Source organism: Bradyrhizobium mercantei, from assembly GCF_001982635.1.
Taxonomy (GTDB): domain Bacteria; phylum Pseudomonadota; class Alphaproteobacteria; order Rhizobiales; family Xanthobacteraceae; genus Bradyrhizobium; species Bradyrhizobium mercantei.
Genome location: NZ_MKFI01000012.1, coordinates 167,055 through 180,787 on the forward strand (window position 1 = coordinate 167,055; position 13,733 = coordinate 180,787).

A 13,733-nucleotide genomic window follows, 5' to 3' on the forward strand; every position below is an offset into this window, starting at 1 on the left:
CGCGGCGTACTGGATCGCCCGCTTTCGCGGGCGATGACAGGGTGGAATGCGGATTGTTCTGTCATTCCGGGGCGACGCGTAGCGTCGAGCCCTCAGGTGCGCACTTGCGCACCGGGGAATGACGATGGGGAAGGCCGCGGCGCCGCCGCGCGCCCTCAATGCACCGCGGCGTACAGGATCTTGTCCTGGGTCGCATCCGCCGCGTCGAACTCGGCGACGATACGGCCGGTGCGGGCGACCAGGATGCGGTCGGACACCGCGAGGATCTCCGGCAGGTAGGACGAGATCACCACCACCGCCTTGCCCTCGTCGGCGAGGCGGCGGATTTCGCCGTGGATGTGCGGGATGGTGCCGACGTCGACGCCGCGGGTCGGCTCGTCGAAGAAGATGATCGATGGCTCCTGCACCAGCGTCTTGGCCAGCACCACCTTCTGCTGGTTGCCGCCGGACAGCTCGATGATCCGCGCCTTGCGCTGCAGCGCGCTGATCTTGAGCCGGTCGACCCAGTAGTTGGCGAGCTTGCTGCGTTTGGCGCGCGACAGCAGAAAGCTCCAGCCCTTCCGCGTGGCGAGGCTGCCGATATAGACGTTGTCGTCGACCACCATGGTCTCGAAGAAGCCGTTGGCCTTGCGGTCCTCGGTGATGTAGGCGATGCCGTCATTGATCGCCTGCCGCGGCACGCGGTAGCGGATCGGTTTTCCGCGCAGCCTTATGGTGCCGCCATTGACCAGGTTGCGCTTCAGCGCGCCGTAGATGATCTTGGCGATCTCGGTGCGGCCGGAGCCGATCAGGCCGGCGATGCCGACCACCTCGCCGGCATAGACCGAGAACGACATGTTCTTGACCGCCATGCCCATGGTGACGTTCTCGACCGTCAGCACCTTCTCGCGGCGCTGATGGGTCTTGGCCTTGCCGCCATAGACCGCCTGCGCCACCTCGCGGCCGACCATGTGCTGCACCAGCGCATCGCGGGTCAGCTGCCTGGCGGGCGCCGTGATCACCAGCTTGCCGTCGCGCAGCACGGTGATGCGGTCGGCGATCTGCAGCGATTCCTCCAGCGCATGGGATATGTAGATGATCGAAACGCCGCGGGCGCGCAGGTCGCGCACCAGATGGAAGAAGTGGACGATCTCCTCCGGCGTCAGCGACGCGGTCGGCTCGTCGAAGATGATGATGCGCGCCTTGTTGTAGATCGCGCGCGCGATCTCCACCATCTGCTTCTTGGCGGTGCCGAGCAGCGCCACCGGCGTCGCCGGATCGACATGGAAGTTGAGCGACTGCAACAGTTGCTGGGCCTGGATGTTCAGGGTGCGGAAGCGCGTCAGCAGCTTCTCGTTGCCGAGCTCGATGTTCTGCGCCGCCGTCATGGTCGGCACCAGGCTGGTCTCCTGATAGACCATGCAGATGCCGGCATCGAGCGCGTCGCGCGGCTGCTCGAAATTGGCGGGCTTGCCGTCGAGCAGATAGTCGCCGGAGGTGAGATTGATCGCGCCCGCGATCGCCTTGCACAGCGTCGACTTGCCGGCGCCGTTCTCGCCGACCAGCGCATGCACCTCGCCGGGATAGAGATCGAAATCGACGCCCTCGATGGCGTGGACGCCGCCATAGATCTTGGAGCCGTTGCTGATCCGCAGCACCGGCTCGCGGGTTGCGGATTGGGTTGCGGTCGCCGCCTGCATCACGCCGTCATTCATCGCAGGTCTCCCGTGGTGCGCAGCAGCCGTCCCGCGCCGCGCGCGGCGATCACGACGCCGGAGGGCACAGCGCAAGCGGCGGTGATGCCGTGGAAGCGGCCGCCGGCGCGGCTGTGCAGGCTGTCGGTCGCATCGCCCTCGGCGTCGAGATGCACCAGCAGGCCGTAGGAGCGCGGCGGCGCCCACGGCTTCTGGATACCGAGCGCCTTGACGCTGCCGATCTGCATCGGCTCCAGGCAATCGCTGCCGCCGACCAGCGCCGGCGCCACCCAGTAATCCGGCGGCATCGTCGCCATCATCTCCTCGCGGAAATCGTCTTCCTTGAGCACGAATTCGATCAGATGGGTGCGGCGCGCGAACATCGCGAGCAACAGCCCGCCATGGCCGTCGGGATGCAGCCGCGCCGGATAGCCCGGCATGTTGGCGGCGACGCTCTCGCGCGGGCCAAGTCCGTTCGGCGTGAGCGCGAACTTGCTGAGGCGATGCGCCCAGCTTTCGGTGAGCCACAGGCTGTTGCCGTCGGGCGAGACCATCACGCCATAGGGATATGGCAGGTCGCGCAGCAGCATCTGCGGATTGTCGAGGCCGGCGCCGCAGCTGATGAGGCGGCCGTTGGCGCGCTTCTCCATCAGATCGTGCCGCCACTCGCCGGGGCGGCGACCGACGCTGCCCTCGACGGCATAGATACGGCCATCGGGCGCCGCCGTCACCGACAGCAACCCGGTGAGCGCGCTGCCGCCGACTGCATCCAGCCAGCGCGGCACGGGCTTTGCGGGATCGATCGCGGCAAGCCCCCTGCCCGCGACGCAGACCAGCAGGCGGCCGTCCGGATGCAGCGCGAGCCCGCCCGCATCATCCTCGAACTCGGCAATGACCGCGCGGGTCGAGAAATCCGCGCCGCTGAGCTTCAGCACCTGGCGGCCGGCGGAGACATAGATCGCGCCGTCGCCGGCGGCGATCACGTCGTCGACGCCGGGCAGCGGCTCACCGATCGGCACGGCAGCGTCGAGCCGGTCGTTCGGGCTCAGCGCGCCGTCGAGCGGCGGGATCGCGTTCTGGCCGCCGTCACGGTCGATGACGCTGCGGATATCGCGCAGCAGATGATCGAAGAATCCCATTATTTCGTCACCCTGCTCTTTGCGCCCCAATAGGCATCGTAGCCGGTCCAGCTGTCGTCGACGCCGTCGAGCTTGATGCGGCCGATCCGGTTGTTCTCGAGCCCGCCGAGATAGAGATAGCCCTGGTGCTCGCGCATCGAGGTCAGGGTCGAATGCGAGATGCCGGTCGGGTCCCACCACGACTCCAGCGCCTCGCCCTTCTCGTTGAACTTCAGCACGCAGCCATGGTTGAGCGCGGGCGCCAGCCATTCGTCGGTCGGCACCTGCTTGACCATGCGCAAACGGAAGCCGGGTTTGCGGCAGGAGAGATCGAACGTCGGGGTGCGGATGCCGACCAGCGCCAGCCAGTAGGTGCCGTCGGAGGCGCGGTTGATGTTGTCGGGATTGCCCGGCAGCTCGTCCATCAGCACTTCGGTCTTGCCCTTGTTCGGCCCGTCGATCCAGTGGCGGAACACCTTGCACAGCGAGGTCGACGCGATCAGGATCGACTTGCCGTCGTGGGACACGCAGATCCCGTTCGGGAAGTAGAAGTGGTTGATCACCGTGCGGGTGGTCTTGGTCGCCGGGTCGTAGCAGACCACGCGGCCGTTCGGCCGGCCCTCGAGGATGTCGAGGGTGTTGGTGGTCATCTCGTAGCGCGTGGTGCAGTCGCTGAAATAGATCTTGCCGTCCGGCGCGATGTCGAGGTCGTCGGCCATGCGCAGGCGGCTATCGTCGTTCAGCTTGTACCAGGTGCGGTTGGTCTCGTCGGTGACCTTGAAGATGCGGCCGTCGGGCGCGACGCCATAGACGCCCATGCCGGCGACGGCGACGATCAGATTCTCGTCGCGATCGAACTGCATGCCGAGCGGCCGGCCGCCGATATGGGCGAACACCTCGCGGGTTTCAAAATTCGGCCCGGAGAAGCGGATGACGTTGCCGTCGCGGGTCGAGCCGTAGAGCCGGCCCTGGCGGTCGAGGATGACGTCCTCGGGACCCTCGACCTGATCGACGCCGATCGCCTGCGCGTTGATCAGCCGGTCGTTCTGCGCGTAGGGCGAGGTCGTGCCGGGCTGCACCGCGGGCGCCGAGGCGAGCGGCACGAAGGCCGGATTGACATAGATCTTCTGGATCGCCTTGCCGCGGTTCTTCGACCATTTGACGTCGATGCCGACGGCGGCGAGCAGGATCATGCCCGTCACCGCCGAGGTGACGTAGCCCGGGATGCCCATGCGCACGAGGCCGTTGATCAGGAGGAAGATGATCAGCGCGCCGATCATCGCCCGCCACACCGTGCCCTTGCCGCCGGCGAGCGACACGCCGCCGAGCACCACGGCGGTCAGCGCCTGGAATTCCCAGCCCACGCCGGTGGTGGAATCCGTCGAGGCCTGGCGCGCCGCGTAGAAGATGCCGCTCGCCGCGCACAGCGTGCCCGACAGCACATAGGTCATGAACAGCATCAAGCGGACGCGGATGCCGGCGTGACGCGCCGCCTTGCGGCTGGCGCCGATCGCGGTGAGATGCCAGCCATAGCGCGAGCGAGACAGGAAGACGTGGCAGATCAGGAGCACCACGAACAGCGTCGCCGCATTGACGGGAATGCCGAGCACGCTGCCGCCGCCGATGAAATCCCAGGCGTCGCTCTCGACCGAATTGGTCGCGAACACCTGGGCGTAGCTGGTGTTCAGCAGGTTGACCGAGGCGCGCAGGATGATCAGCGTCACCAGCGTGGTCAGGAACGGCCGCGTCTTCAGGAAGCCGATCAGGAAGCCATTGATGCTGCCGAGCAGCGCGCCGACCAGAAGCGTCGCCGGCACCGCGAGGCCGACCGGCCATTCGCGCACCAAGAGGAAATACAGCGCCGCGAAATTGCACAGCGCGAAGATCGCGCCGACCGAAAGGTCGATGCCGCCCGTGACGAGACAGAAGCCCATCGCCAGCGCGACGAAGCCGAATTCGGCGAACAGCCGCAGCAGCGACACCGAGTTCTGCACCGAGGCATAGTCGGGAATGGTGAGCGCGAAATAGGCCCACAGTCCGATCATCACGGTGAAGGGGACGACCGGCTCGAACCACTGTTTCAGCAACAGTTCCGACAGCAGGAGCCGGGGTGAGAACCGCCGCACCGACGCGGAAAAGGAATCAACTGCCATCGACATCGCCAAAGCACTCCCTCGATCCGGTTCACGTGTCCGGATTCTGATCCTTGTCACAGCCGGCGCGGGAATGCCCCCCGCGCCGGCTGCCTCGCGCCTTGTTAGTTTTTCTTGGGTAGCGCGAAACAGTTGGCGCCGGAGGCGTTCGACTTATCGAGCCAGATCGGCCGCGTGTAATAGGACAGGTTCTTCGTGCCGGGCTTGTCGTTGGACATCAGCAGCGTCTCGGCCGCGAACATCAGATCGTGGCCCTGCTCGGTGGCCTTGTAGCTCAGGAATTTGTCGAAATTGCCCGAGTTGACCTGGTCGCAATCAAGCTGCGAACCCTCGCCCGAGGCGAACACCTTGACATCGTCGATCTTGCCGGCATTGCGGATCGCCTGCGCGGCACCCGACTCCATGATGCCCCAGAAACCGATCGAAGCGCAGAGGTCGGGATGCTGCTGGATCACGGTGGCGGTGATGTTGAGCGCGGTGTTGGCGTCCCAGTTCGCCGCCTGGTTCGACACCACCTTGATGTTGGGGTCCTTGTTCAGGACGTCCATGATGGCGCCGACCTGGTCGACGCTGGCGGCTGCGGTCAGTTCGCCCTGCACGATCTGCACCTTGCCCGACTTGCCGGAACCGGTGCCGCAGGCCTTGACGGTCTCGTTGGCGAGCATCCTGCCGATCTCGCGCCAGTCGACGCCGACGAACGCGCCGGACTTGTAGTTCGAGGCCATGTTGACCTGGATCACATGCGTGCCCTGGGCTTCGGCGCGCTTGAGGTCCTTCATCAGCAGCGTCACGCTCGGATTCTGCACGATCAGCACATCAGGCTTCTGGTCGACCAGCGCGGTCAGCGCCTGCTGCATCGCGGACGGATTGTTGTTGGGATCGCGCACGATGTACTTCATGCCGCGCCACTCGGCCTCTTCCTGCACCACGCGGCCCCATTCGTCGGACAGCGGCACGCCGAGCGCGATCGGCAGATAGGCGATGGTCTTGCCTTGCAGCGCCTTGTCGTAGGCGCCACGCAATTCGCGCCCGGCCTTGGTGCCTTCATCCTGCGCGGATGCCGCGAACGGCACCGCTGCGAGCGCCACCCCGGCAAGCAACATCGTCCAGAACTTGGTCGTCTTCATCGTCTCCTCCACACAAAATTCTTTTGATTGATTTGGAATTGTTCTGATTGATTGGCGCGAAGGGCCCATCGCCCTGTTTCAGTCCCCTTGCCGCGCGGTCTCCTCGTCGCGGGGATGCAGCCAGTTGTCGAGCACGATCGCCGCCAGCAGCACCACGCCCTTGATGATGTTCTGCACCTCGCTGTTGACGTCCATGATGGTGAAGGCGTTGAGCAGCGTGCCGATCAGGATGCAGCCGACCACGACGCTGAACACGCTGCCGCGGCCGCCGATCAGGCTGATGCCGCCGATCACGACGACCAGCACGACGTCGAAGATCATGGTCCCTTGCGTGATCGCCATCTGCATGCTGCCCGTGGTGCCGACCCAGACCAGGCCTGCAATCCAGGCGAGCAGCGCAACCAGCACGTGCTCCAGCACGATCAGCGGCCGCAGCGGGATGCCGGTCAGCCGCGCGGCCTCCGGATTGTCGCCCTGCGCATAGATGAAACGGCCGATCGAGGTGCGCGACAGGAACAAGTGCATTGCGATCGCTGCGACCGCGAACACCAGGATTGGAACCGGGACGCCGAACAGCCGTCCGGCGCCGAGATACATCAGGCCCGGCGCGTCCTTCGGCGCGTAGACCACCCAGGCAGGAGCGATCCAGAACGCCAGGCCATAGATCACGAAGCCGGCGGCCAGCGTCACGAACAGCGCCGGCGCCTCGACGAAGGCCACCATCACGCCGTTGACGACGCCGATCAGCACCGCAATTGCCAGCGCCAGCAGCACTGCCGTGAAAACAGGCATGCCGTTCTGCATGTAGATCAGCGCGATCGCCCAGGAACCCGCCATGATCGCGACCTCCGAGAGGTCGATGCCGCGGCTGATCACGATCAGCCCCATGCCGAGGCCGAGCACGCCGAGGATGGAAATACTGCGCAACAGATTGAGGAGATTGGAGACGGTGGCAAAGCCGTTCAACGTCAGGCCGAACACGACCAGAAGCGCGATCGTGATCAGGAGCACGATCTGCTCCTGGCTCGGCTTTGCGAACATCGAGCCCGAGCGAGATGATGCCGCAGGGACAGCAACGCCGCGCGATGGCGATTGCACGCTCATCGTTTCCTCCAGGTATTATTTTGCTTGAGACTTTAAGAGTGCCAACTCATATTCGTCAAATGCATTCGACGGATACGGATTGATTATTTCCATGCATGTACGCGACATCGATCTGAACCTGTTCGTGGTGTTCGACGCGGTTTACACCGAGGGCGGCGTCAGCCGTGCCTGCTTCCGCCTCAACCTGACGCAGCCCGCGGTGAGCCATGCGTTGAGCCGGCTGCGCGCGATGTTCAACGATCCGCTGTTTGTGCGGCGCCATCATGTGATGACGCCGACGCCGCTGGCACGCCAGATCATCACCACCGTGCGCCAGGCGCTCAACGGCCTGGAGACGACGCTCACCCACACCAACCGGTTCGATCCGGCCAGGACGCCGAAGCGGTTCGTGATCGGGCTGCGCAACAATCTCGAGGCGCCGATGCTGAGCGCGCTGATCAACCGGATCAGCAGCGTCGCGCCGCTGGTCGAGATTGCTACCGTGCGCAGCGAGCGCAACAATCTGGAGCGCGAGCTTGCCGCCGGCACGCTCGACGTCGCGATCGATACGCTGTTGCCGCTCTCGACCGAGGTGCGCCGCGAGCAGATCCTGACCGAGCACATCGCGGTGTTCGCCCGCCGCGGCCATCCCGAGCTCCGCGCGCGGCTCGACAAGAAGGCTTACATGCGCATGGAGCATGTCTGCGTCACGTCGCGGCGCAGCGGCATGTCGTTTGAGGATTTCCAGCTGCAGCGTCTCGGCCTGACCCGCACCGTCCGCCTGACCTGCCAGAATTTCGCGACCGCCTGCCACGTCGTGAGCCGCAGCAACATGCTGCTGACGGCATCCGAAAGCGCCGCTTCGGTGCTGGAGGACCCCGGGTTGTTGCAGTGCTTCCCCTGCCCGTTCCCGATCAGCCCGCACGTCAATTATCTCTACTGGCACGCCACCGCCGAGGGCGACACCACCAATCAATGGCTGCGCGAGCAACTCCGCGCCGCCGCCGCGCTGCTGGCCGGCAGCCGCTTCAGCAAGAAGAGCCGGCGTACGGCCAAGACGGGCCCGAAGGTGGGAATCCCGGTGCCGACGAATCTAGCCGCTGAATAACAGTGACATGCATCGACTCTGCTCCGAAGCAAGCAGCGGACCCCACTTCACCTCGCCCCGCCTGCGGGGAGAGGTCGGAACGCATCGTTAGATGCGTTCCGGGTGAGGGGGAGCCTCCGCGAACACAGCTGCCGCCGAATACGCGGAGACAGCCCCTCACCCCAACCCTCTCCCCGTAAGAACGGGGAGAGGGGGAGAGAGCGGCACCGTCGCGGTTACTTGTGCTTTAGAGCCCGCTCAGCCCACTATCCACCGCCAGCGTCTGCGCGGTGACATAGACGCTCTCGTCCGACATGAAGAACAGCACGGCGTAGGCGATCTCCCACGCGGTCGCCTGGCGGCCGAACGGAACGTGGCCCTTGCCGCGCGACGGCCGGCCCGCCCCGGCCTCGCGGCCGTTCGGCGTGTCGACGAGGCCAGGATAGACCAGGTTGGCACGGATGCCGCGCCGCGCGCCGGTGTGCGCGATGTTGCGCATCAGGCCGCCGAGCGCGGCCTTGGAAGAGTCATACACCGCCATCTGCGATCCTGCCTTCAGCGCTGCGATCGAGGAGATGAAGACGATTGAACCGCCGTCTGCGAATTTCGGCAGAGCGGCGCGGCAACACAGCATCGGACCGCGGACATTGACGTCGTAGATCCTGTTCCATTCCTCGGCGCTGACATTGTCGAGCCCGGTCTTGCCGAAGGTGCCGATGTTCAGCACCATGCCGTCGAGCCCGCCCATCGCGTGGTGCGCCTCGTCGATCATCCTGATGACGTCGGCCTCCTGGGTGACGTCGGCGGCGATCGCAAAACCGCGACCGCCGTCAGCCGTGATGCGCGCGACCGTGTCCTCGGCGGAGGCACGATTGAGGTCGGCGACCGCGACTTGCGCGCCCTCGCGGGCGAACAGCAGGCTCATGGCGCGGCCGTTGCCGATCGGATCGGTCGCGGCGTCGAACACGCGCTGGCCGCCGCCGACCACCAGGATGCGGCGGCCGTCGAGGCGTCCCCTGCCCGGCGCGGTGCCTGACGATTCCGCGCTCAGCGGACGGACGTAGCGCTCCGGTTTGCCATCTTGCGAAGTCTCCGACATCGCATCACCCCCGCGTCTTGCCGGCGTCGAACACGGCCATGCCGGCGGCCGGATCGAGATCGGTCTCGGTCGCCTCGGTCACCCGCGCCATCATCATGTAGAAGCCGAGCGTGACGATCGCCTCGACGATCTCCTGATCGCTGAAATGCTTGCGTACACCCGCGAACACGGCGTCGCCGACGCGCACATTCTCGACCACCTCGCGGCCGAAGGTCAGCAGCGCGCGCTCGGCCGCATTCAGTGCCGCATCCTCGTAATTGCCGCGCTCGACCGCGTCGATCTGCGCCTGCTTGACGCCGACGCCGAGCGCGATCGGCACATGCTGGCGCCATTCATAGGCGCCGCCCTCGAGCTGCGCGGCCTGCAGGATCAGCAGTTCGCGGTTGACCGCGGAGAGCTTCTGCTTGTGCAGGATCGAATTGCCGAGCCGCATCGCCGGGATCATGTTGGCCTCGGCGTGCGCCATCATGCGGAAGATGTTGAGCTTGACCGGCATGCGGTCGAACGAGGCGCGGATGTCTCCGCCGGTCGTGTCCGGATCAATCAGGGGCAGTCTTGCCACGCGTCTCTCCCGTTGTTCTTGCTATCCGGCGCGCCGGTGTTCATCACGTAAAGCACAGCGCCGACCGAGATCAAGCCGACCGTCCGGCCTTGTCCGAATTGCGGGGTTCAGCCATGCGGTTCCGCGCTTGAATCCGCATCCACGGGCGGGCATAAGAACCGCCATCTCCCTTAAAAAATGACCATAGCCCAAGGATTTATGATGCCCGCCTATCGCTCCCGCACCACCACCCACGGCCGCAACATGGCGGGTGCACGCGGCCTCTGGCGCGCCACCGGCATGAAGAACGAGGATTTCGGCAAGCCGATCATCGCGGTGGTCAATTCCTTCACCCAATTCGTGCCCGGCCACGTCCATTTGCAGAATCTCGGCCAGCTGGTCGCGCGCGAGATCGAGAAGGCCGGCGGCGTCGCCAAGGAATTCAACACGATTGCGGTCGACGACGGCATCGCCATGGGCCATGACGGCATGCTCTACAGCCTGCCCTCGCGCGAGCTGATCGCCGACAGCGTCGAGTACATGGTCAACGCGCATTGCGCCGACGCGATGGTCTGCATCTCCAACTGCGACAAGATCACGCCCGGCATGCTGATGGCGACGCTGCGCCTCAACATCCCGACCGTGTTCGTCTCGGGCGGCCCGATGGAATCGGGCAAGATCCTGCTCAAGGGCAAGAAGCGCGCGGTCGACCTGATCGACGCGATGGTCGCGGCCGCCGACTCCAACGTGTCGGACGAAGACGTCGAGGTGATCGAGCGCTCGGCCTGTCCGACCTGCGGCTCCTGCTCCGGCATGTTCACCGCGAATTCGATGAACTGCCTGACCGAGGCGCTCGGCCTGGCGCTGCCCGGCAACGGCTCGGTGCTGGCGACCCATGCCGACCGCAAGAGCCTGTTCGTCGAGGCCGGCCACCTGATCGTCGATCTCGCCCGCCGCTATTACGAGCAGGACGACGCCAAGGTGCTGCCGCGCAACATCGCGAACTTCAAGTCGTTCGAGAACGCGATGACGCTCGACATCGCGATGGGCGGCTCGACCAACACCGTGCTGCATCTGCTCGCCGCCGCGCGCGAGGGCGAGGTGCCGTTCACGATGGCCGACATCGACCGTCTGTCGCGCAAGGTGCCGGTGCTCTGCAAGGTCGCGCCCTCGGTGCAGGACGTCCACATGGAGGACGTGCATCACGCCGGCGGCATCATGGCGATCCTCGGCGAACTCGACCGCGCCAGGCTGCTCACGACCGACGGCCCGACCGTGCACGCCGCGACGCTCGACGACGCGTTGAACCGCTGGGACGTGGTGCGGACCACGAGCGACAAGGTGCGCAACTTCTATCGCGCAGCTCCCGGCGGCGTGCCGACCCAGGAAGCCTTCAGCCAGGACCGCCGCTTCGACGAGGTCGACGTCGACCGCGAAGGCGGCGTCATCCGCGACGCCGCGCACGCCTATTCCAGGGACGGCGGCCTCGCCGTGCTGTTCGGCAATCTCGCCGAAGACGGCTGCATCGTGAAGACCGCCGGCGTCGATCAGAGCATCCTGAAGTTCTCCGGGCCGGCCCGCATCTTCGAGAGCCAGGACGCCTCGGTCGACGCCATCCTCACCAACAAGGTGAAGGCCGGCGATGTCGTGCTGATCCGCTATGAAGGTCCGCGCGGCGGCCCGGGCATGCAGGAGATGCTCTACCCGACCAGCTATCTGAAGTCGAAGGGGCTCGGAAAGGCCTGTGCGCTGATCACCGACGGCCGCTTCTCCGGCGGATCGTCGGGCCTGTCGATCGGCCACGTCTCGCCGGAAGCCGCCGAAGGCGGCCTGATCGGCCTGGTCGAGGAAGGCGACATCATCGAGTTCGACATCCCGAACCGCAAGGTCAACCTCAAGGTCGATGACGCCGAGCTCAAGCGCCGTCGCGCAGCGATGGAAGCCAAGGGCAATGCGGCATGGAAGCCGGCGGCGCCGCGCAAGCGCGCCGTCTCGACCGCGCTGAAGGCCTATGCGGCATTCGCCAGCAGCGCCGCGAAGGGTGCGGTGCGCATCCTGCCGGAGTGATACGCTCGACGTTATCCGGGGCGCCGTAGCTTTCCCTTACCTCTCCCCAGCGGGGAGAGGTCGATTTGCGCAGCAAATCGGGTGAGGGGCCGCAGCTCATCGGAGAGATCGTAACCCCTCACCCGGCGCTACGCGCCGACCTCTCCCAAGGGAGAGGTGATTTTCGATGCCAATCGAGTGTGCTCGCGCGCGAACGCGTCAGCTCACGTGCAAGTCAGCCGCCTCGATCCGGATGCGGTCGGCATGCAGTGACCAGTCGCACAGGGATTGTTCCTGACAGAATTTGACCTTGGCCATCTCGGTCGCCTGGCCTTCGCTCAAAGCGTCGATCTCGAGCGCACCCTGGCAGACCTCGCGCTGGCGGCCATTGCCGCCGAGCACGTCCTTCATGAAATGAACGACGAAGCGTGACATGGAACCCTCCCCGCTGGACCGGAAGAGCCGGGAGTACCGCTTTAGCACTAATGCGAAATGGGGGTGAGTTAATTCGGCGCCCGCGGCTGCGGCGCTTCGTCAGCAGTGGAAAACTAGGCGCCGGCCTGCGGCAGGCTGGCGGCAGCGATCGCGACGATCTGCGCAAGACGGCGGCCGATCTTCGCGGGCGCGTTGCGGAGCAATGACTGGACCTGTCGCATGACACATCTTCCTTCCGGGCCCGGAATGGCCAGGCACACGGGGAAGATGGCGATATCGGGCTAAGCCGTCGATATCTCAGGGAAAATAACAACGGGCACGTTGCGGGGCGGTTGTTTGACAGTGGATTTGTTGTCTCGATTGACGCCTCAACGACGGAGATTTTCTCCGGCGTTTTTGGGACCGCGGCCTCATGCTTCGCGCCTTGCTGGCGAGGGACGCACAAACGGTAGGGTTCCCTCCCCCCTTGCGGGGGAGGGTTAGGGAGAGGGGTACCACACGGCGCACGCTCTCCACTTTGCGTTCGAAGCGCCGCGGGCTCCGAATTGCGACGGTCGTGCCGTCGTCAATCGTCTCGCCCGGGGCCACCCCTCTCCCCACCCTCTCCCGCAAGGAGAGAGGGAGCCTGGCCAGCGTGCTCACCTGACACAGCGGCTGAATTTCGACTTCAACTCCCCCGGCATAAACCCGAACATCTTCTCGAGCCGCTTCGCATACATCGGCCACACCTCGGGATCGATAAGGCAACGCAGGACGTCGAAGCAATTTCGGAATATTGGAAATGTATCCCCGAGTTGCCCGACGCGTCAAGTTGCCTGACCGAACGCCGGCGACCGCCGGCTCCTTTGCATGGGGTTGTTTTTCGATTTTTTGGCTGCGTGCCGCTGAGGCCCGCCTCCCTAGTGAGGGACGCACCAACGGCAGGGTTCCCTCCCCCCTTGCGGGGGAGGGTTAGGGAGAGGGGGGCCGCACGGCGCACTCTCTCTATGGGCTCCGACGACGCGCGATCGGGATTGCGACAGCGGTGCATTCATCGACGCTCTCGCCCGGGGCTACCCCTCTCCCCACCCTCTCCCGCTGTTCAGACCGGGGAGATGGTGGACGGGTGTTCGGAGACATCGTGGACACTTTCGACAGCAAAATATGGAGGCTGTCGGATGCCGTTCCGCGAGGTGTCCCGGATGGACGAGCGATTGGAGTTTGTGATGCTGGCTTCGGTCGAAGGAGCCAACGTTCGGCAGCTGTGCCGCCGGTTCGGCGTCAGTCCGACGACCGGCTACAAGTGGCTGGAGCGTTGGCAGCTTGACGGGATGGTTGGACTGCAGGAGCGATCGCGTCGGCCGCAGAACTCACCTGCGCGCAGCACCGCGG

General features: G+C 65.4%; 11 protein-coding genes. 3 read left to right on the plus strand and 8 right to left on the minus strand.

The window, feature by feature from the left end:
* Positions 1-155: 155 nt before the first annotated feature.
* The 5 genes from BI327_RS38880 to BI327_RS38900 form a co-directional block, all read right to left on the minus strand.
* Complete coding sequence (locus tag BI327_RS38880) at positions 156-1,694, minus strand: sugar ABC transporter ATP-binding protein (protein ID WP_245335062.1); 1,539 nt, start codon at positions 1,692-1,694, stop codon at positions 156-158.
* Entirely contained in the window at positions 1,691-2,812 is a 1,122-nt protein-coding gene (locus BI327_RS38885) for an SMP-30/gluconolactonase/LRE family protein (protein ID WP_083742396.1), read from the minus strand. The genes BI327_RS38880 and BI327_RS38885 overlap by 4 nt, the downstream gene beginning before the upstream one ends.
* Complete coding sequence (locus BI327_RS38890) at positions 2,812-4,944, minus strand: ABC transporter permease (protein ID WP_347337689.1); 2,133 nt, start codon at positions 4,942-4,944, stop codon at positions 2,812-2,814. Before BI327_RS38890 ends, BI327_RS38885 begins: the two co-directional genes overlap by 1 nt.
* Positions 4,945-5,048: 104 nt before the next feature.
* Positions 5,049-6,071, minus strand: a complete 1,023-nt coding sequence (locus BI327_RS38895) for a sugar ABC transporter substrate-binding protein (protein WP_076866941.1) — start codon at positions 6,069-6,071, stop codon at positions 5,049-5,051.
* Between the two features lie 78 nt (positions 6,072-6,149).
* A complete protein-coding gene (locus BI327_RS38900) occupies positions 6,150-7,175 on the minus strand; it encodes an ABC transporter permease (protein ID WP_245335063.1) in 1,026 nt (341 codons plus the stop codon).
* Between the two features lie 91 nt (positions 7,176-7,266).
* On the opposite strand from BI327_RS38900, the gene BI327_RS38905 reads away from it, so the two are divergent.
* On the plus strand, positions 7,267-8,262 hold the full coding sequence (locus tag BI327_RS38905; RefSeq protein WP_076866919.1) for a LysR family transcriptional regulator: 996 nt from the start codon (positions 7,267-7,269) through the stop codon (positions 8,260-8,262).
* Positions 8,263-8,488: 226 nt separating this feature from the next.
* Here BI327_RS38905 and BI327_RS38910 read toward each other — a convergent pair whose 3' ends face one another.
* Both BI327_RS38910 and BI327_RS38915 read right to left on the minus strand, forming a co-directional pair.
* Positions 8,489-9,340 carry an SDR family NAD(P)-dependent oxidoreductase gene (locus tag BI327_RS38910; RefSeq protein WP_076866920.1) on the minus strand — a complete coding sequence of 284 codons (852 nt, stop codon included), beginning with the start codon at positions 9,338-9,340 and terminating at the stop codon, positions 8,489-8,491.
* 4 nt (positions 9,341-9,344) lie between these two features.
* Positions 9,345-9,902: a carboxymuconolactone decarboxylase family protein gene (locus BI327_RS38915; protein WP_076866921.1), complete on the minus strand. Its 558-nt coding sequence runs from the start codon at positions 9,900-9,902 to the stop codon at positions 9,345-9,347.
* A gap of 201 nt (positions 9,903-10,103) precedes the next feature.
* Between BI327_RS38915 and ilvD the strand changes: the two genes are divergently transcribed.
* A complete protein-coding gene (ilvD, locus tag BI327_RS38920; RefSeq protein WP_076866942.1) occupies positions 10,104-11,948 on the plus strand; it encodes a dihydroxy-acid dehydratase in 1,845 nt (614 codons plus the stop codon).
* A 198-nt stretch (positions 11,949-12,146) separates the two neighbouring features.
* Here ilvD and BI327_RS38925 read toward each other — a convergent pair whose 3' ends face one another.
* Positions 12,147-12,362: a hypothetical protein gene (locus tag BI327_RS38925; protein ID WP_076866922.1), complete on the minus strand. Its 216-nt coding sequence runs from the start codon at positions 12,360-12,362 to the stop codon at positions 12,147-12,149.
* A 1,157-nt stretch (positions 12,363-13,519) separates the two neighbouring features.
* Between BI327_RS38925 and BI327_RS42550 the strand changes: the two genes are divergently transcribed.
* Positions 13,520-13,733, plus strand: a 214-nt coding sequence (locus BI327_RS42550; RefSeq protein WP_159450525.1) for a helix-turn-helix domain-containing protein, incomplete at its 3' end; no start/stop codon positions are given.